This is a genomic window from Runella sp. MFBS21, from assembly GCF_029433105.1.
Taxonomy (GTDB): Bacteria; Bacteroidota; Bacteroidia; order Cytophagales; family Spirosomataceae; genus Runella.
Map to the genome: position 1 here is coordinate 286,581 of NZ_JARNTW010000001.1, position 17,866 is coordinate 304,446.

A 17,866-nucleotide genomic window follows, 5' to 3' on the forward strand; every position below is an offset into this window, starting at 1 on the left:
AAAGCTCTAAATTGGCATCTCACCAGACGAATCGAATGAGGGACGCAAAGCGAGTTAACAGTCTCATTTTTGGATAATCCTTCTCATTGTCGGCAGCCTTTCTGTTAGTCCGAATCTCTGTCGTTATTAGATGTCACCTTTGTTTATTTTTAAAAACTTCGCTTTCAATTCTCCATTGTGGCGGAAAACTCTTGCAATGTGGTATTTGTCTTCACTCTCATTCTCGTCAAGAAAATTCCATTGAGACAATCGCATAAAGAACGGAATACTGTTTACATTTGCAATGCCTCTTGAAGTTGTCTTGACATCAACATAAAATCTTGTTGTCTTGTCAGGATTCAAAACCTGAAAATCAAAACGGGCTTCACCATTTCTGCTTGCCCAAACAACATTTTCTTTTTGGAACTTACTTACCAATAGGGCATAAATAAATTCCTCGCCTTCTTCACCGCCAATTTCATCAGCAAACTCCTCATCATCCACTTTGTTTTTTAGCCAATCCAAAAACATTTTGAACTCGCCAATATTTTCAGTTACAAGTTCAATGTCTGAACTGGATAAATTGCTCTTGGCAATTTTTGCTAATGCTTCCATCTTACCACTCTGAACAATTGCAAAGGCATTTTCTCTGTCTTGGTCGGTTGAGAAAGTGTCCAAAACGATTTGTGCTTTGTTTTGGGAGAACCAGGGAAAATAGATTTTGGCTTTTTCTTCTGTTATGCCGTTATCATTTACCCATTTGAAAATTGAATTGACAGCCGTAAGAAACTTGGCTTCCTTTCGGTCAGATTTGTAATCTCTCAACTCATTGTCAATTTCAATTACAATATCAAGTAAAGATTTTTTGTCTTTCTCTGCAATCAAGGTTGTATTGCGTTCATAGTCCTTGTGAAGCAGAAAATCTTTCCAATCATTTTTTGTGAGTCCATTTAAAACTGTTTTAAGTTCATCAGGAACATCATCGTCAAGAAATAATTTTTCCTTGGCATTTCGGATTTTGAAATTCTCGTTTTGGTTTGGAACAATAGCGAATTTATCAAGCAGGGTAGTATTATCTGTTGCAATAATTAGCTCAATCACATTGTTAAGCCAGTCATCAATCTTTGTGGTAGGAGATAAACTTGCTTTAAGGTTTGTCAGGTTTGATTTGCTTGCAATTTCTTTCACTAATTTTTCAATGTCTAACTTTTGTTCCTTGAAATATGTGAAATCAAGAATATTACACCATTCAAAGTAATGCTCTGATTTGGGTAACTTGCTTGTTAGTAAATCTTTTGATGAAGTGTAAATCTTTTTTACAACTTCCTCTTTCTTGTCTGTGAAGTATGGAATCAAACTATCTCTTAAATAGATTGGTTCTTTATCTGTTTCTACGGTCTTGTGTGATAGTATTGCTGAACGAATTTCATCAACGACAGCTTTTTTGAACCAGCTTTTTATTTTCTCTTCCGCAAAGTTTGCATCCTCAATATTGCAAATGCGATAAATGTTTTTCCAGTTTTCATTTTCGGCAATCTTCAATACTTTCTTGTAAGCTGTAACAGCTTCGGTAATGCGACTGCGATTTTTTTCGTCCTTGTCGGATAATTCAATTCCGTTCCTTTCAGTTTTTGGGTCAAAGTCCTTACTGTTAATGACAATTGGGAAATTAAAATCTTCTGTTCCTACAAACGGAAAGGCGCAAAATAGTTTTGGCAACTCTTTATCGTATGGTATGATTGAAATTTCTGTTGAGTTGATTTTCTCAATATTAATTGCAACTGTTGTTGCTCCTTCGGAAATTAAGGCAATGTGTGTTTCAGCTTCTTTAGTGTCATCAAGAGTTCTCGTGATAGAAAAGAGTTGATAAGGCAATGTAGTGTTTGGGTCTTGTTTGGCTGAATAAACAGTTATATGCTCTGTTGTAGCAGTCCGGTCAATTATTGTTGCAGTTTTAATTTTTGGAATGAATGAAAGAACGAATGGAAATACTGTTTTCAGGTTTTCAATTCCATACTTTGCGATTTCAAAACTGTTCTCACTTTCATAAGGAAATTTAAAATCGTAGTGGAATTCTGTTTCAGGTTTTCCATTCTTTTGATAGTTGGTGATTGGCGAATAATCCTTGTTAAGTTGTCCAATGGATTTTTCAATACTTACCATCAATGCAGACTTGTAATCCTTTTCCTCTGGATGCCTTCTATCAAGGTCAAAACCGAATTTGTAATAGTTGAGCTTGTCTTTGCTTTCAATAATACCGTCAACTTTTATCAATAGTGATGGAATATGTGTCGCAAGAAATCCAGTTCCAAATTGTCCGACTTGTTCTCGTTGTGTATTTTCTAAAAACTCGTCCTTGCCCGAATCAGGTTCAATTAAATTTCTTGCGTCTTTATACGTGAACGGATTTCCGTTGTGTCGAAACTTTAAGTTGTCAACGGAAAGTATAACCTCAATTTCAGTTTGCTCACTTACATCACTTGCGTTTTGCAGCAATTCCCAAAACCATCTTCTCTTTGCAATGTCAATGTTGCTGCGAAGCGGTTTGATTTTTTCCATAATCCGCTTTGCCGGTCCACTGAACCGCTCTCTTTTGTCAAAGTCGTCAATTTCGTTTTTTAGTTTGTCCATTGGGAGCAATTATTTTGATTAAGCGATACTGTTTAATCGGAGCGGTTAAGGTTGCCGATAGCGAACCTACTTACCCTTACCTAAAACCAACCCCCAAAAATTTTCTTGGCATATACTAAATCGCGTTGATGCGCTTCTACGGCTTTGATAGTGTTGGGGGATTGGGCTTCGAGGCATTGCTCCAATACAAGCAATGGCTTTACTTTTAAGGCGGAGAGTTCGCGCACTAAACGAGGATAATCAATATCACCTTCGCCAAAAGTTTCGGCCCAAATCTGATTGACAGATTGGCGGACATGTAACTCTACGATACGTTTGCCGTACATTTTAACCACGTCAAAAAGAGCAACTTGCGAATTGCCAGCACCGCGATATACCCAATGTACATCCAAACAAAACCCCACCTCTGTGGGGTCGGTGTTTTGAAGCATATGATGAAACTCCCGCGCCCCTGCCCGCAGCTCTATGTCGTGCGTATGATAAGCGAGCGTTATACCACGTTTACGTAGTTCTTTACCCAGATACGCTAGATTTTTGGCTTGTTCGATGAGTTGCGCATCATTTTTAAGTTCTGCCCCTCCCCATTTCAATGGGCTGGGATTAGAGACCAATATTTTGAGCCCTAATGGCTGGGCCGATTCGGCAATTGCCAAAGCTGTTTCGATGGATTTTTTCCCTTCGTTGGGTTCGTGAAGTACACTGCCTACGTAAGCCGAAGGCATCGTTAAATTGTATTTTTGCAAGAGCGGTCCCAGCTTTTTTACTTCCTCTACCGTCGTAAAGCTAGGCTCGTACGCCGTGAGTCCTGATTTGACATATTCCGCTAAAGAAGCATCAAGGTCGGCGTTCCAATTGCGTTTGTCGCGGTTATAAAAAGTAATCCAAGCGTATTGGTTAGAAGAAATAGGCCAATGCTTGGTACCTATCGCCTGAGCCAAAGGTGATAGCAAAGCTGCTGCTCCAGTAGCGGTGAGAGTTTCGATAAAATGACGACGCGTGTAAGACATGAAAGTGTTTTTTGGGAAAAAGACATAAAGTCTCCAAAACTCATTACATCAGGCGTCTTACAATCAATCCTTTGACCAATTCATAAAAAGGCTGAGGCTGCATCGTACGCCAATTGTCGAGGTGGAGCGTCCCTCCGAAGTTTAGGAAATAATCTAAGCGATAGCGTTTCCATTCGCGTTCTACGTGCTCACGTGAGCCTACAACCGCAATCCAACCATCTTCGATTTCTTCAAACCATTCGGCATAGTATTCGTCGTCGGAGCCGTGGAAATTGAGAATGTTTTCTCCAATCAAAATAAATTGGCTGATACCCTCGGCGAGGAGGTGATCGATGACATTGCGCTTGAAATACATGATGTCGTTGTGGAGGGTATCGTTCCATTCTCCAAATAGCTCAATCACCACAAAATGCTTTTTGTAATCAGCAAAAAGTATTTTCACATAAAGCGTTTCTGAATCAATTTCGTCCCACAGAGGGTGTATGTAGTAGCCATAAATATCGTGTTCATACTGATTCATGTTATAGTCGCGACCATAAAAAGGAGATTTTCGATCTTCGGCGGCTATGTAGTGCTTTTCCCAATTGTAAAAAGGCTCAATTTCGTGCATGTCTTTCTCGCGTTATCTTTTATAACAAATATACAAACATGGATGGGAGGGTGTGGCTGCTAGACCGTTTTTCTTCTTAACTTGCATCATTAATTTGTAATGATACCATGCCTACCAACACAATCCAATATAACTACAAAGCTGAGCATCTCAATGTTTCGGAGCCTAGTAAATACACTGCCGAAAATCTAAAATCGGAGGAAATGGTGCTCAATATGGGGCCTCAGCATCCCTCGACCCACGGCGTGTTGCGGCTTGAAGTGGTATCGGATGGAGAAATCATCGTGGATGTAGTGCCCCATATAGGTTATTTACACCGTTGTTTTGAAAAGCATGCCGAAGCATTGCCTTTCAATCAAATCATCCCGTACGTAGACCGCATGGACTACGTAGCGGCCATGAACTCCGAACACGCCTATGTAATGGGCGTAGAGCGGATGCTTGGTATCGAAAAAGACATTCCCAAGCGTGTCGAATATATCAGAGTATTGGTGGCGGAACTCAATCGCCTTGCCTCTCACTTTGTGGCTATTGGTACTTATGCGATGGATATTGGGGCTTATACGCCTTTTTTGTGGATGATGCGCGACCGTGAGCATATTCTTCGGATGCTAGAGTGGCTATCAGGTGCGCGAATGCTTTACAATTACATTTGGGTGGGCGGATTGTTTTATGATTTGCCGGTAGGTTTTGAGGAAAGGTGCCAAGAGTATATCAAATACCTCAAACCCAAATTGCAAGAGCTACAACAATTGGTGATAGAAAACAAAATTTTTGTGCAACGTACTGCCAATGTGGGGGTATTACCATTGGCAGTGGCTATCAATTATGGCTGCTCTGGCCCTGTATTGAGAGGTTCTGGCTTGCGATGGGACTTACGAAAAGTAGATGGTTATTCAGTATATCCCGAATTGGATTTTGATGTACCAATGGGGGAAGGGTTGGTAGGAACAGTGGGCGACTGCTGGGATAGAAACTATGTCAGAGTACAAGAATGCTGGGAATCTACCAAAATCATTGAGCAGTGCATCGAAAAACTGCTGGGAGAGTATCGACGCACGCCCGATTTTGACCCGCAGGCTTTTGTCCCGAAAAAAATCAGACCTCAAGCGATGGATTATTACGTAAGAGCCGAGAATCCCAAGGGCGAGCTAGGTTTCTTTTTTAGAACCGACGGAAAATCTGATATTCCAGTTCGGTGCAAAGCTCGTGCTTGTTCGTTCAACAACCTCTCGGTCATTGCCGAAATCTCACGAGGGGCTATGCTTGCCGATTTGGTGGCGATTATTGGCTCTATTGATGTAGTAATGGGAGAGGTAGATAGGTAGGCTATTCATCATTAAACATATAGCCTACTCCTTTGAGGGTTTTGATGTAGTTTTCCCCTACTTTTTCTCTCACTTTTCTGATATGCACATCCACGGTGCGTTCGAGCACATAAATATCTGCTCCCCAGATTTTTTGGAGAAGTTCTTCGCGGTTAAAAACCTTGTTGGGGTGATTGGCCAAGAAAAACAACAATTCAAATTCTTTCTTGGGCAATACTACCGACTTGTCTTCTTTCGTAACGGTATAGTTTTTACGATTGATAGATAGACCTGCGATTTCGATTTGAGACTCAGGCTCGGACTTTTGGGCTTCTCTTCTAAACAGCGCATTGATGCGGCTCATCAAAGCACGTGGCTTGATAGGCTTCGTGATGTAATCATCAGCACCAATTTCAAAAGCGGCTACTTCCGAATACTCTTCCGAACGAGCGGTAAGAAACAAAATGTAGGTATTGCGAAAATCAGGAATATCTCGCAACAAACGGGCGGTTTCGATGCCATCCATTTGGGGCATCATAATATCCAAAACGACGAGTTCGGGGATGAAAGAACGGGCGATTTCGAGTGCCTGTTTTCCGTTGTGGGCAGTGGCTACATCGTAGCCTTCTTTTTCTAAATTATAAGCAAGAAGCTCGACAATATCTGAGTCGTCGTCAACGACTAAAACTTTGTGTGCAATCTGAGCCGATTTTGCAGCGCTCATAGCATAAATGTTGATTTCGGTGACGAAATTACAAGTAGTGTCAACAATTTTAACACTACTTATTGATTCTTAACACAAATTTAACAGTTGAAGTACATTAAAACGAATGAAGTGTAAAAGTAAAAATACTTTTTTAACTTCAATAAAATCAACAGTTTATGCCGTTTAGGGAAGGAGACTATGATTCTTTAGGAGCAACTGGCGACATCACGTCTTTTTGAATACGATGCAAAAGCTTTTGCATTGAGCGTTCTATTACCTCATATTCTACTTTTTCTTTGGCAATAAGTACAAATGCAATCGATAACGCAGGAAAACTAGGGGAAATCTCCAACAAATGTTTGTTTTTACGATAAGCTTCACGGCAGCGGCGACGCAGAAGATTGCGATCTACGGCTCTTTTGAAATTACGTTTTGATATAGAAAACAAAACTTGAGGAAGCTGAGAAGGGAGAGATGCATCAGCTAAATAAAATACCTTAAACGGAAAAAGGTAGGACGTTTTGGTTTCCGTACTACCTTTTTCAAACAAACGACCGATGCGTTTTGGGCTACAGAGTCGCTCTGTTTTTTTGAATGTCTGTTTCAATGTTTGAATCGTTTGAATGGTTTAAGCTGTTTGAGAAGCTAAATTCAACTTTTCAAACTATCAAACTCCCCAAACACACAAACAAGATTATTGCTTGTGACGTTTTTCGTCAGAAACTGTTAATTTCCAACGACCTTTTTTACGACGCGCCGCCAATACTTTACGACCATTGGCCGATGACATACGCTCACGGAACCCGTGCTTATTGCGTCTTTTGCGGTTTGAAGGTTGATATGTACGTTTCATTTCTTAAAGCCTTTTATTACTTATAAATCCTTGATTTCAAAACGAGTCCGCAAAGGTACGGAAACTTATAAAAGTTTACAAACTATTTTTCAGGGAAAAACACGAAATTTGGCACAATAGCCCTCAAACCCTTCATTCGTATAAAATAAAAACCCTTCTATGGGCCTATTTCGCAAAGATTTGAATACAATAAATTCGCTAAAACCCGAAAAAAGCACTTGGCTTTTTTTCCTAATCTTTTGTGTGCTGAGTGCAATAGGGCATGTATTGATAGGATATTGCTGGTTGCGCTCACAAATAGGAGAACTGATTCTTACGTTTGCCCCTCTTTTTTTGCTATATACAATAGTGATTTTAAAACAGTGGCCCACGAAATGGGTGAAAAGGTTGATTTGGGTTGGCGTAGGGCTAAGATTGCTTTTCTTAGTGGCAACACCTGCTTTGTCGGACGATTATTTTCGCTTTATTTGGGATGGCAGATTGCTGGCTTCAGGCTACAATCCCTATTTATATTTGCCTTCTGAAATCCTGCATACTTCTATTGTAAAAGAGGCCAATCTCACCCAAGCGCTTTATGAGGGGCTGAATTCGCCGCATTATTTCACAGTTTATCCACCCCTTAATCAGTTGATTTTTGGGGTAGCAGCTAGGTTAGGAGGGGAAAGCGTGCTTGTTAGTATTGTGGTGCTTAGACTTTTTATTATAGCCGCCGAGATTGGAAATCTCTGGCTAATGAATTCTTTTCGATGGCCACAGTATCTTCAAAAATCCCGCCGAGGAATGGTGTTGGTATATGCCCTCAATCCGTTTGTGATTATGGAATTAGTGGGGAATTTGCACTTTGAAGCAGTGACCTTATTTTGTGTTTTATTGGCCATACGAGGATTAATGAGCTTACCAAAAGTACCTTACCTATACACTAAATCGGCGGTAGCTTTGGGGTTAGGTGCTTCTGTAAAGCTGATTCCTTTGATATTTTTGCCTTTGATTGTCGGTAAGATAGGCTTGCGAGAGGGAATCAAGTATTCGATAATAACGTCTGGGGTGTTATTGGCTTTATTTATACCTTTTATGAGTGAAGCATTGTTTCACAATTTTGGTAAAAGCTTAGATTTATATTTCCAAAAATTTGAATTCAATGCCAGCGTGTATTATCTGCTACGGGAAATAGGGTTTTGGCTCACAGGCTATAATATTATTCAGTCATTAGGGCCTTTATTGTCTTTGACGACTCTTGCCGGGCTAAGTTGGTTAGCTTTTCAGCGGCAAAATTTGTTAGAAAAAATGCTACTGGCTCTTACTTTGTATTTTCTGTTGGCTACTACTGTACATCCTTGGTATATTACTACTTTGGTAGCTTTGGGAGCGCTTACTAAGCATTGGTACACAGTGGTATGGTCGGCTTTGTTGCCTCTTACCTATGTTGCCTATCTTTCCCAACCTTACCAAGAAAATTTACGGATTGTGACGCTGGAGTATATTCTTGTTTTTGGGTGCTTGGGCTATGAGTTTTTTCTGAAAGGAATAGACTGGGAAAAGCCTAGTTCCCTTTAATTTTTTCTTGAACGAACTTCAATTCCATGGGAGTTGAATCAGCAGGAGGAGCATAATGAAGCCACAAGTAAGAGGCACGGGTGTCTTTTGGCAAAAACAGCAAACCACGCACAGACTCACCTACAGGAAGGGTGGTTTTGCGCAAGGCCATTTCTTGCCAATTAGCTCGTTCGTGTTTGAGTTGTTCTGTGCGGGCTTTTTGGAGATGAACGTCGGCAATCTGTTTTTGGATGATAATATTGTAGGCTTGATCGTGCATGTACCGATTGTTGGTTCGTTGTTGCCAAGAGCGGTCGTTACGGCTCGAATGTACGTCACTAGCGATAGTAGCGATAAGCAGCAAGCCGTTAAAGACCGAAGAAGCGACCAGTCTTTGTTTTTGTCGTTTTATGTCAAGCGTGGATTGCTCAATTTTCTTCTCAGGGTCAGTAGCCCGATAGATAGAGGCATACAATTCATTGTGTTTGTTGCGAAGGGTATCTGACTTGGTATCAAAAGGATAATACGAAAAATGAACGGGGTCAACCAATAAGGGCGCGGAAGTTCGGTTTTTGATTTCGACATCAAGCACCAAATGACTTGGGTCTTCAAATTCGTAAGAAGCTACCAACACTACCCCATTTTGTTCGGTACGGGTCACTTCACGTCCGTCAATCCAAGCTACATCGCCCGAGGCAGGGCGTAGTTGATAATAGCTGGGCGCACATCCAATCAGAGAAAGTAAACTGAAACATACGAGGATATAAAATGAGGTTTTCATGACAACTTTGGCTGTTTTGTTAATCACAGATTTGATAATAATCTTCACAAAGTGTGATTAACAAAAATAACAACCATAATGATACCGCCCAAATGAATTTTGATGAATGGTCAGGAGGTAGCGTATTTTGAAAGTAGTTCGTAAACTTTGTGTAAAGGCAAGCCCATGATGGTATAAAATGAGCCTTCGATGTGAGAAATCCCAATCATTCCAATCCACTCTTGTACCCCATAGGCGCCTGCTTTGTCGAAAGGACGATAATGGGTAATATAATAGTCGATTTCGCTTTCGGTCAATGTTTTAAAAACTACTTTTGCCACATCGCTGATGGTTTGGTAGCCTTCTGGACTTAGTAAACATATGCCCGTAATCACCTGATGCTCACGCCCCGATAGTTTTTGGAGCATGGTACGAGCTTCGGTTGCATCGGTGGGTTTGTTGAGGATTTCGTTGTCAACCACTACTACTGTATCAGCACACAAAATTAGCTTTTCGCCCAGGTCATGCGCAAATTGCTCAGCTTTGTGCTGCGCCAAGTACCCTGCTACTTCCGAAGCGGGCATATCCGCAGGAAAAAGCTCATCGGTAGGACGAACTTGTACCGTAAACTCAATCCCCAATTCTCTTAATAACTGCTGACGGCGCGGGGAATTGGACGCAAGAATAAGAGGATGAGATAGGTTTATCATAGAGAGACAAGTTGTGATAATAACGGTTTGCTAATAAAAATGTAATTTTAAGCATTAGATTCAATCGAACATACATAAACTTTTGGTTTTGAAGGTTTTTAATGCTGTTTCATTCCAAAAAATCATAACCTCAGGAGGGTCGACGAGCCCTTGGAGAGTGATTGTATGCGATGAACAGGGAATACTTAGGGAGTTTGTTGTAAAGCTATTCACAGAACGGCAAATGGAGCAACAGCATCCTATTGCAAAAGAAATGTTTGGTAATATCCTGGCTCGTGAATTTGACTTGCCCGTAGCCGAAGCAGCTTTAGTTCATTTTTCAAATGAGTTTATTTCTTTATTGCCTGAGGAGGCAAAAAAACAGCTCGATGGAAAAGATAACGGCCTTAAATTTGGCTGTGAATGGAGAGCGATGACTATCGTTGACCCAAGTAATCTAAAGTCCATCTTTAATGACTACGATGTGGCAACGGTATTTGCTTTTGATAATTTTGTTTTGAATCCAGATCGAGGTGGGTTTCGTAATAAGCCTAATTTACTGATTGATGATGAGGGTTTCTTACTTATCGACCATGAACAGATTTTTCCATTTGCCGACGATATACACCGTAATGGTTCAAAAATAATCCAAGATTTTCAGGAGGGTATTTGGCAATATCAAGCGGAGAAGCACTTGTTTTATCCTTATCTTTCTAACCTAAGAAAAAATGCTAAAAACGGTATTTTTGATACTTTTTGGACTTATTTGGAGAGTCTAAATGTTGTAGTCTTAAGAGAAATGGCCCATTTTTTGGGTGATAAAAATATATCAATTGGTAATTTTGCCCTTATAGAGCAATATATTCAGAAAGTAAAAATGAATCCATCTAAATTCTGTAAGTTGTTGACGGAGAAGATTGCATGAATTCGATTTATCAATATAGCCCCCTACAATATCATTTCAACTCGGCTTTGGGCGAAGTGTTGAATGTGGGTTTGCTGGTGATTTTTCCTGAGCAGCAAAAAGTAGAATTTGTATATCCCGAACGCCTTGCACGGCTAAAAGCTGCTTATCCTAGTGGAGTTCCTGAAAAAACCTTAAAAGCATTTTTTAAAGGAATTTTACAAAAAGTAGCTTTACTTAATAAACAACCCGAGATTTTTAACGATTATCATAATCGCCCCCTCGACTTTATTGATAATGAATTATTGATTCGGGATGAGTCTCTCTTACAATTTGGTGAAATAAGAACCGGAATTCTTTATACCGACAACCTTACAACTATAATTCAGCAGCTTCGTCATCTATACTTGTCGATTTATGATTTAGATGAAGAAGAATATAAAAAACATGATGAAGATTATTTGATAAAAGAATATCGTAATCGATTGAAGGGGTACAATGAAGCCGTTTTTGAAGGAAGAAAAATAGAAGAAAATATAAAGATTGGGGACTACATTTTTCCTTTTGCTTGGCAAAACGGTACTTATAATGTGGTCAACCCCGTTAGTTTTGACCTTCGTCGTCCAGAATCAATTATTCGCAAAGCTACGCTCAACTTTGGCAAAGTGACTTTATTGCAAGACTTCGCGGTGGAAAATCAGGCACGTTTTGATATGCTACTAGCGAAACCTAAGAAGAAAATACTATTCAAATCGTATGATGAAGCCATTGGTATTCTTAGTCGACCAAATTTTGTTAAAATATGGGAAGAAGAACGAATTGAGGAGTACGCCATCAAAACCTTAGAAGCGCTTGCCTTTTAAGTTTCTTCGTTCTTCTCTCCACAGGTTTATCATATCTTCTCTTTGTGCATAAGCGTTGCAACGCCTTTGGTGGTAATTTTTCCAGTAGTTACATCAAACACTTCGCCCAAAATTTCGCCAGTGTGTTTTTCAGGGTTGAGGCTTTGTACTGTAAACTTTACTTTGTAGTCGGTATCCACAAACATAGGCCGTAAAAATTGGAAAGTTTGCCCCACATAAATTGACCCATAACCAGGAAAGCGAGTTCCAATGATTTTGGTGAAAACACTAGCTCCTAGCATCCCGTGGATAATGGGGCGTTTGAAGGGCGTTGTGGCCGCGTAATCGGGGTCTAAGTGCAGTGGATTGTCGTCGCCTGTGAGTTGTGCAAAGGCAATTACATCGTCTTGGGAAAATCGAAATTCGTATTCGTAGGTATCGCCAATGGAAAGTTTCATGATAAAATAAGAAGTTAATATACAGTAAAGTTGCCTAAAGTTAAATTTGATTTATGGTTAAAGAGAGCCTGTTTTGCCCCCATCTACTGGCAAATTGATACCGCTAATCGCCGCTGCCGCTGGGCTACAAAGAAAAGCTACTGCGGCGGCGATTTCTTCGGGCTCGGCAAAACGCCTGAGAGGCACATCGGCCGCAAGTTGTTGATTGATTTCTTCTACGGTTTTGCCTGCTGCTTGGGCCCGTTGTTCGTTGATGGATGCTAGACGGTTGGTGTTGGTGTAGCCCGGCAATACATTGTTGATTGTAATACCAAACTGCGTAATTTCTAGAGAAAGTGTTTTGGCCCAGCTCGCCACCGACCACCGTACCGTATTGGATACTCCCAAACCCAGTATAGGTTGTTTGACCGAAGTTGAGATAATATTTACGATACGTCCAAAACCCGCCCTTTTCATAGAAGGAACTACTGCTTGGGTCAAGAGTTGATTGTTGATGAGGTGCATTTCAAAAGCCTTCAAAAATTGCTCAGGCGTGGCTTCGATGATAGGGCCTGAGGCTGGTCCGCCTGTATTGTTGACCAAAATATGTACTTCAGGAAAAGTAGACAAATAAGCCTCAATGGCTGTTTTTACATTTTCGCTACTGGCAAAATCAACCACTATATATCGGTGGCTTTGGTTTTTGCTAGTATCCAACGAAGTCAAGGTTTCTTTTAGGGCTTCTTCGTTGCGAGCCATTAAGGTAATATTTGCGCCCAAAAGTGCCAATTCTACCGCGCACGCGCGGCCTATACCTTGCGTACTTCCGCATACAATGGCTGTTTTGTGAGTGAGGTCAAGATTCATAGCAGTGGCATAAGTTTTTATGAAAAAGAATCTATTTGGGTTCGAATTTACGTTTGTATGGAAACACCAAAATCATTGGCATTGTACAAAAGTGTAAATTCGTCATTTCATTTTTAACTTATCTAATTTTATGCGCAGTTTCTTATTGATTGTATGGTTAATAACATTTGCTTTTGGGAGTTGTACAGCTACGCCTACTTCCAATGCCGCACCTGTGGATCACTCTGCTTGGGACAAACTTCTTAAAAAACACGTAAACGACAAAGGTTTTGTCAATTACACTGCTTTCAAAAAAGATTATGAGGAGCTTAAAAAGTACTTAGATATGCTGAGTACGAGTGCTCCAAACGACAAATGGAGTAAAGAAGAACAACTTACCTACTGGATCAATGCTTACAACGCTTTTACGATTCAACTTATTTTGGATAACTATCCGGGGATTAGTAGTATCAAAGATATTGGTTCTAAAATCAAGATTCCGTTTGTGAATACACCTTGGGATGTAAAATTCATAAAAATCGGAGGACAAAAGATGGATTTGAACAATATCGAGCACGGTATCATCCGTAAGAAGTTTGATGAGCCACGCATTCACTTTGCGCTTGTATGTGCTGCTAAATCTTGCCCACCCCTCCGCAACGAAGCCTACGTAGCTGACCGCCTGAATGCGCAGCTGGATGAGCAAGCGCGTGATTTTATTAATGACAAAACCAAGAATAATATCACAAAAGACAAGGCTACCTTATCAAAAATTATGTCTTGGTACGGAGGAGATTTTACCAAGCAAATGCCCATCGTGGATTGGGTAAACAAGTATTCTAGTGTTAAAATCACGAAGAATACCAACCTAGACTATATGGATTATAATTGGGAACTGAATGGTAAGTAACTAAAAAAGGCGGTGTATTCAACCGCCTTTTTTATTAAAAAAAATGTAACTACATAGTAATATACGTTTTCTAAAAACATCGCCCAAAATGCTTATTGCTTAAAGCCTATTGCCTAAGCTTTGACTGCTGCGGGTTTGAGGTCAGTAAGATCCGAAATTTTTACAGGTTGTCCTGTTTGAATGCTTTTTCTGGCTCCGATTCCAACCAAAATCGCCATTGCTCCGTCGCGGCTACCTGCCGATTGGCGGTAAGTATCTTTGGCGTTGGGATTACGGAAAATCTTGTCGCGAAGGCGTGCATCTCCTCCACCGTGCCCTTCAGCTTGCGGAATTTTGATATATTCTACTTCTCCAAAATTTTTAGAAAGCATAAGTTCGTCGTAAGGCTCCATGGTCATCTTGCCGGATTCTTTAATCCATGCTTCTAAACGACCTTTGGTGCCGTTGAAAGCAATGCGATAGCCTTCATAAGGTGAATAAGTAGTGAGAGAGTAGCTGACGTTTACGCCGTTGGCATAATGAATCGTCGCTGCCATTTTATCATAAATATTCACATCTTCTTTGAATACACAGCCATCACGTAGATAGCCGTCGTGTTTTTCGTTGTCAACGTATAAGGCCACAAGGCGCTTGTCTTTGGTAACATCCCAATAAAACTTGCAATCGTTTTTGTGAGGGCAGCTACGGCAATTGTTTCCTCTTAGAGTGCCATTTTTGCCATAGTGTTCCAACGACCCTTGGGCATACACACTTTCAGGCTCAGATTCGAGCCACCAATTGAGCAAATCAAAATGGTGGCTTGCTTTGTGTACCCAAAGTGAGCCGCTGTTTTCTTTTAATCGGTGCCAACGACGGAAGTAGTCGGCGCCGTGGCGTACATCAAGATACCAATGAAAATCTACCGAGGTCACTTTGCCAATAGCCCCTTCCCGTAGCAATTCATAAAGTTTTTGACGGTGAGGTGAATAACGATAATTGAATGTAACAGTGACTTTTTTGCCGGTGCGTTTTTCGGCATCCAAAATCGCCTGACACTTTGTTTCGTCGGTGGTCATGGGCTTTTCAGTCACAATATCAGCACCCATTTCCATACCTTTGATGATAAACTGATCGTGGGTAGCATCTACCGTAGTGACGATGAGCAAATCGGGCTTAACTTCACGCATCATTTTTTCAAAGTCCGTATAAAGTGGACAGTTGACATTAAGCATCTTGCGGGCAGTTTCGGCGCGGCCGGGATTGATGTCACAAAGACCGACAAATTCGATTATATCCCCAAATTCTTTGATAACGGGAATGCCCCACATACTAGTACCACGGTGACCAGTGCCTACCATAGCTACTTTGCGTTTGGCAGAGGTTCCGCTGGCAAATGCCGATGATGCTGCCAACACTCCAGCGGTAGCTAAGGAGCCTTTGTGCAGAAATTCGCGGCGGTTAAGAGTTTCTTGTGAATGATTCATGTTTGGAGGTATTTGGAAGAATGATGAGGGAAATCTAGAGGCTTATTTTTAGAAGAGTTAGATTTTTTGAAGAAACCTAAATCATTAAATAAAACACATTGAAATATTCCTTATTCAATTCTACACTGTAGGGCTGGTACATTACAAACAAAATATTGACTTTTTTTATGCAAACGTTATCGGCAACGTTGTCAAGGTATTAAAATCCTGCTTTTGAGAAAACAACAAGAAAGAAATAAGCTCGCTAGGTAAGTTTTAAATGCTGCAATAAAAAAAGCAAAAGTTGTATTAATGGAAGAATTTCTGAGGCTTCTCTCCCTTTGTTAATCCATATGAAAGACACATTCAAGTGATTCACTGACGGGAGAGTTGTCGGGATTGGTATCCATAATGTCGGACATATAAGCCCACCATTTTTTGACAATTGGATGCTGTGGTAGCAAATCAGCGATATGGTTTTCGGTGCGTTTTTGTACCGCAAACAAAAAGCCAGAAGACCGATGAAGGTAAATGGAATAGTCGCTTACGCCTGCTTCGGAGAGGGCTACCGAAAGTTCAGGCCAAATTTCGTCGTGGCGTTTTTGGTATTCTTCCTCAAAACCTGGCTTGAGTTTCATCACAAAGGCTACTTTTTGCATCGTTGGGATTGGGATATGAGTTTGGAAAAATAATCAACGAATAAAAAAGAAAAAACCTACCAAACCCTCCTGTACTTTGGGGAGGTATATCATAAGCAAAGAGAGATTCAGGAGTTGTTTTGAATCTCTCTTATATCTTGTTTACCACAGATGATGCACCTGTGGCTTGATATATTTTTCATAAATACGATTGACCGCTTCTTGCTGGGATTCAGTCAAATCTGGCGTGTTGAGCGCAGCTAAGTTGGCGGTAGCTTGCTCAGGATTTGAAGCCCCCGGAATAATCGTACTTACGGCAGCAAACTCCAAAATCCAGCGCAAAGCTATAGGGGCAAGATTAGAATATTGAGGAAAAAGGGCTTTCAGTTCCTCTACCGCTGCAAGTCCCGTTTCATAGTCAATCCCCGAAAATGTCTCACCTTTGTCAAATTTTTCGCCGTGTCGGTTAAAAAAACGGTGGTCACCTTCGGTAAAGGTAGAATTTTTTGAAAACTTGCCGGTCAGCAATCCACTTGCCAAAGGCACTCTCACAATTACCCCTATATTTTTTTTGAGGGCTTGTTCAAAAAATAATTCAGCAGGGCGTTGACGAAACATATTAAAGATGATTTGAACCGTAGTAACGTTTTCAAATTCAATGCCTTTGAGAGCTTCTTCTACTTTTTCGACGCTAATGCCGAGATTGAGGATTTTGCCTTCATCTTTGAGTCGGTCAAACAGCTCAAAGATTTCGGGACGGTAATACACTTCGGTAGGGGGGCAGTGGAGTTGAATCAAATCGAGGGTTTCGAGGCCCATATTTTGGAGACTGTCTTCCACAAATTTGCGTAATACCGCTGGTTGATACGCTTCACTGGTATGAGGATTGAGCTGGCGCCCGCACTTGGTAGCTACATAAATGCGCTCCGAGCGGTTTTTTATGAACTTCCCAACCGCTTTTTCGCTTTCTCCAGCGCCATATACATCGGCTGTATCAATAAAGTTAATTCCTGCATCGACCGCAGCGTGGAGGATTTTTTCGGCGTTGTCGTGGCTAAAATCATCGCCCCATTTTCCGCCTACTTGCCAAGTGCCAAGGCTGATTTCGGATATTTCAAAGCCCGTTTTTCCTAATTTTCGGTAATTCATTTCTGTAATTTTGTTGAGTTGATTATTCATTCCAAGCGTTCATGCCGGGTGTAAGAGGCATACACGCAATGTAAGTACCCGGAATAGGGTCATAGCCAAGTACTTCCTTTCCGATTTTTTGGGAAGTAAAATACCCCAGTAATGTCAATTCTTTGAGTCGTCTAAAAAACGGAGTAGGAGAAGGTGGCGCCAGTCTGATTCCCCAAACTGAAGGCGGCAAGGCATCGGCTTCTTTGTCTAGTTGGGTCAAAAATGCTTCGCGCTGCTGAGGCGTACATTCTACAAAAGATTTTCCATGCGCTTTTTCACATTCTTCTTCCAGTTTTTCGAGTCCTGCAACAAAATCTTTTTGCTCTTCTTGAGAGAGTAAATCTTTGAGCATTTTATCCACAAATTGCGGTACACCCAGTTCTTTCGCCCCTGGTGTTTTGGTTTTGGGAAGAATCGTCTCGGTAATTTCGGCAATGCTTGCCGCTTGGTTGTTGGTCAAGAATACAGGCTTCCAATCAAGTTTTGCGTCTTGAGTGCAGGCCAAAAATGTTTGGCTCAGGGCGGTTGTTGAGACGGCATATCCCAAAAACAAAGCCGATGATTTTAATATTTCTCTGCGGTTCATGTTGATT

Annotated in this window: 19 protein-coding genes; 5 read left to right on the plus strand and 14 right to left on the minus strand. The window is 40.9% G+C overall.

Annotated elements, in window-relative coordinates; all coding sequences use genetic code 11:
• Positions 1–126 precede the first annotated feature (126 nt).
• The 3 genes from P1X15_RS01040 to P1X15_RS01050 all read right to left on the minus strand — a co-directional run bounded on the left by P1X15_RS01040 (position 127) and on the right by P1X15_RS01050 (position 4,227).
• Positions 127–2,610 (minus strand): sacsin N-terminal ATP-binding-like domain-containing protein, encoded by a 2,484-nt coding sequence (locus P1X15_RS01040; protein ID WP_277336282.1) that lies wholly within the window; start codon positions 2,608–2,610, stop codon positions 127–129.
• 80 nt (positions 2,611–2,690) lie between these two features.
• Positions 2,691–3,617, minus strand: a complete 927-nt coding sequence (locus P1X15_RS01045; protein ID WP_277336283.1) for a sugar phosphate isomerase/epimerase — start codon at positions 3,615–3,617, stop codon at positions 2,691–2,693.
• A 43-nt stretch (positions 3,618–3,660) separates the two neighbouring features.
• On the minus strand, positions 3,661–4,227 hold the full coding sequence (locus P1X15_RS01050; protein ID WP_028664502.1) for a hypothetical protein: 567 nt from the start codon (positions 4,225–4,227) through the stop codon (positions 3,661–3,663).
• A gap of 107 nt (positions 4,228–4,334) precedes the next feature.
• Here P1X15_RS01050 and P1X15_RS01055 point away from each other — a divergent pair, with 107 nt between their 5' ends.
• Complete coding sequence (locus P1X15_RS01055) at positions 4,335–5,555, plus strand: NADH-quinone oxidoreductase subunit D (protein ID WP_277336284.1); 1,221 nt, start codon at positions 4,335–4,337, stop codon at positions 5,553–5,555.
• A gap of 1 nt (position 5,556) precedes the next feature.
• Here the strand turns inward: P1X15_RS01055 and P1X15_RS01060 are convergent, their stop codons facing one another.
• The 3 genes from P1X15_RS01060 to rpmH form a co-directional block, all read right to left on the minus strand.
• Positions 5,557–6,258, minus strand: coding sequence for a response regulator transcription factor (locus P1X15_RS01060; protein ID WP_028664504.1), 702 nt, complete (start codon positions 6,256–6,258; stop codon positions 5,557–5,559).
• A 178-nt stretch (positions 6,259–6,436) separates the two neighbouring features.
• Complete coding sequence (gene rnpA, locus P1X15_RS01065; RefSeq protein WP_277336285.1) at positions 6,437–6,847, minus strand: ribonuclease P protein component; 411 nt, start codon at positions 6,845–6,847, stop codon at positions 6,437–6,439.
• A gap of 87 nt (positions 6,848–6,934) precedes the next feature.
• Positions 6,935–7,093: a 50S ribosomal protein L34 gene (rpmH, locus tag P1X15_RS01070; RefSeq protein WP_028523643.1), complete on the minus strand. Its 159-nt coding sequence runs from the start codon at positions 7,091–7,093 to the stop codon at positions 6,935–6,937.
• A 426-nt stretch (positions 7,094–7,519) separates the two neighbouring features.
• Between rpmH and P1X15_RS01075 the strand changes: the two genes are divergently transcribed.
• A complete protein-coding gene (locus P1X15_RS01075) occupies positions 7,520–8,647 on the plus strand; it encodes a hypothetical protein (RefSeq protein ID WP_277336286.1) in 1,128 nt (375 codons plus the stop codon).
• On the opposite strand, the gene P1X15_RS01080 is transcribed toward P1X15_RS01075, so the two are convergent.
• Both P1X15_RS01080 and P1X15_RS01085 read right to left on the minus strand, forming a co-directional pair.
• The gene (locus P1X15_RS01080; protein ID WP_277336287.1) at positions 8,634–9,407 is read right to left on the minus strand and encodes a hypothetical protein; all 774 of its coding nucleotides are present in this window, start codon (positions 9,405–9,407) and stop codon (positions 8,634–8,636) included. The genes P1X15_RS01075 and P1X15_RS01080 overlap by 14 nt on opposite strands.
• A gap of 110 nt (positions 9,408–9,517) precedes the next feature.
• The gene (locus tag P1X15_RS01085; protein WP_277336288.1) at positions 9,518–10,096 is read right to left on the minus strand and encodes a nucleoside triphosphate pyrophosphatase; all 579 of its coding nucleotides are present in this window, start codon (positions 10,094–10,096) and stop codon (positions 9,518–9,520) included.
• Between the two features lie 157 nt (positions 10,097–10,253).
• Between P1X15_RS01085 and P1X15_RS01090 the strand changes: the two genes are divergently transcribed.
• Both P1X15_RS01090 and P1X15_RS01095 read left to right on the plus strand, forming a co-directional pair.
• The gene (locus P1X15_RS01090) at positions 10,254–11,000 is read left to right on the plus strand and encodes a HipA family kinase (RefSeq protein WP_409049666.1); all 747 of its coding nucleotides are present in this window, start codon (positions 10,254–10,256) and stop codon (positions 10,998–11,000) included.
• Positions 10,997–11,842 carry a hypothetical protein gene (locus P1X15_RS01095; protein ID WP_277336290.1) on the plus strand — a complete coding sequence of 282 codons (846 nt, stop codon included), beginning with the start codon at positions 10,997–10,999 and terminating at the stop codon, positions 11,840–11,842. The genes P1X15_RS01090 and P1X15_RS01095 overlap by 4 nt, the downstream gene beginning before the upstream one ends.
• Before the next feature lie 29 nt (positions 11,843–11,871).
• On the opposite strand, the gene P1X15_RS01100 is transcribed toward P1X15_RS01095, so the two are convergent.
• A complete protein-coding gene (locus P1X15_RS01100) occupies positions 11,872–12,279 on the minus strand; it encodes a MaoC family dehydratase (protein WP_277336291.1) in 408 nt (135 codons plus the stop codon).
• Between the two features lie 57 nt (positions 12,280–12,336).
• Entirely contained in the window at positions 12,337–13,125 is a 789-nt protein-coding gene (locus P1X15_RS01105) for an SDR family oxidoreductase (RefSeq protein ID WP_277336292.1), read from the minus strand.
• 130 nt (positions 13,126–13,255) lie between these two features.
• On the opposite strand from P1X15_RS01105, the gene P1X15_RS01110 reads away from it, so the two are divergent.
• Positions 13,256–14,014 carry a DUF547 domain-containing protein gene (locus tag P1X15_RS01110; RefSeq protein ID WP_277336293.1) on the plus strand — a complete coding sequence of 253 codons (759 nt, stop codon included), beginning with the start codon at positions 13,256–13,258 and terminating at the stop codon, positions 14,012–14,014.
• A 113-nt stretch (positions 14,015–14,127) separates the two neighbouring features.
• Here P1X15_RS01110 and P1X15_RS01115 read toward each other — a convergent pair whose 3' ends face one another.
• From P1X15_RS01115 to P1X15_RS01130, 4 genes are all read right to left on the minus strand, one after another.
• The gene (locus tag P1X15_RS01115; protein WP_277336294.1) at positions 14,128–15,477 is read right to left on the minus strand and encodes a Gfo/Idh/MocA family protein; all 1,350 of its coding nucleotides are present in this window, start codon (positions 15,475–15,477) and stop codon (positions 14,128–14,130) included.
• Between the two features lie 323 nt (positions 15,478–15,800).
• Positions 15,801–16,115, minus strand: a complete 315-nt coding sequence (rhaM, locus tag P1X15_RS01120) for an L-rhamnose mutarotase (RefSeq protein ID WP_277336295.1) — start codon at positions 16,113–16,115, stop codon at positions 15,801–15,803.
• A gap of 141 nt (positions 16,116–16,256) precedes the next feature.
• Positions 16,257–17,243 carry an aldo/keto reductase gene (locus P1X15_RS01125; RefSeq protein ID WP_277336296.1) on the minus strand — a complete coding sequence of 329 codons (987 nt, stop codon included), beginning with the start codon at positions 17,241–17,243 and terminating at the stop codon, positions 16,257–16,259.
• Between the two features lie 22 nt (positions 17,244–17,265).
• Positions 17,266–17,859 (minus strand): gluconate 2-dehydrogenase subunit 3 family protein, encoded by a 594-nt coding sequence (locus P1X15_RS01130; RefSeq protein ID WP_277336297.1) that lies wholly within the window; start codon positions 17,857–17,859, stop codon positions 17,266–17,268.
• Between the last annotated feature and the right edge of the window lie 7 nt (positions 17,860–17,866).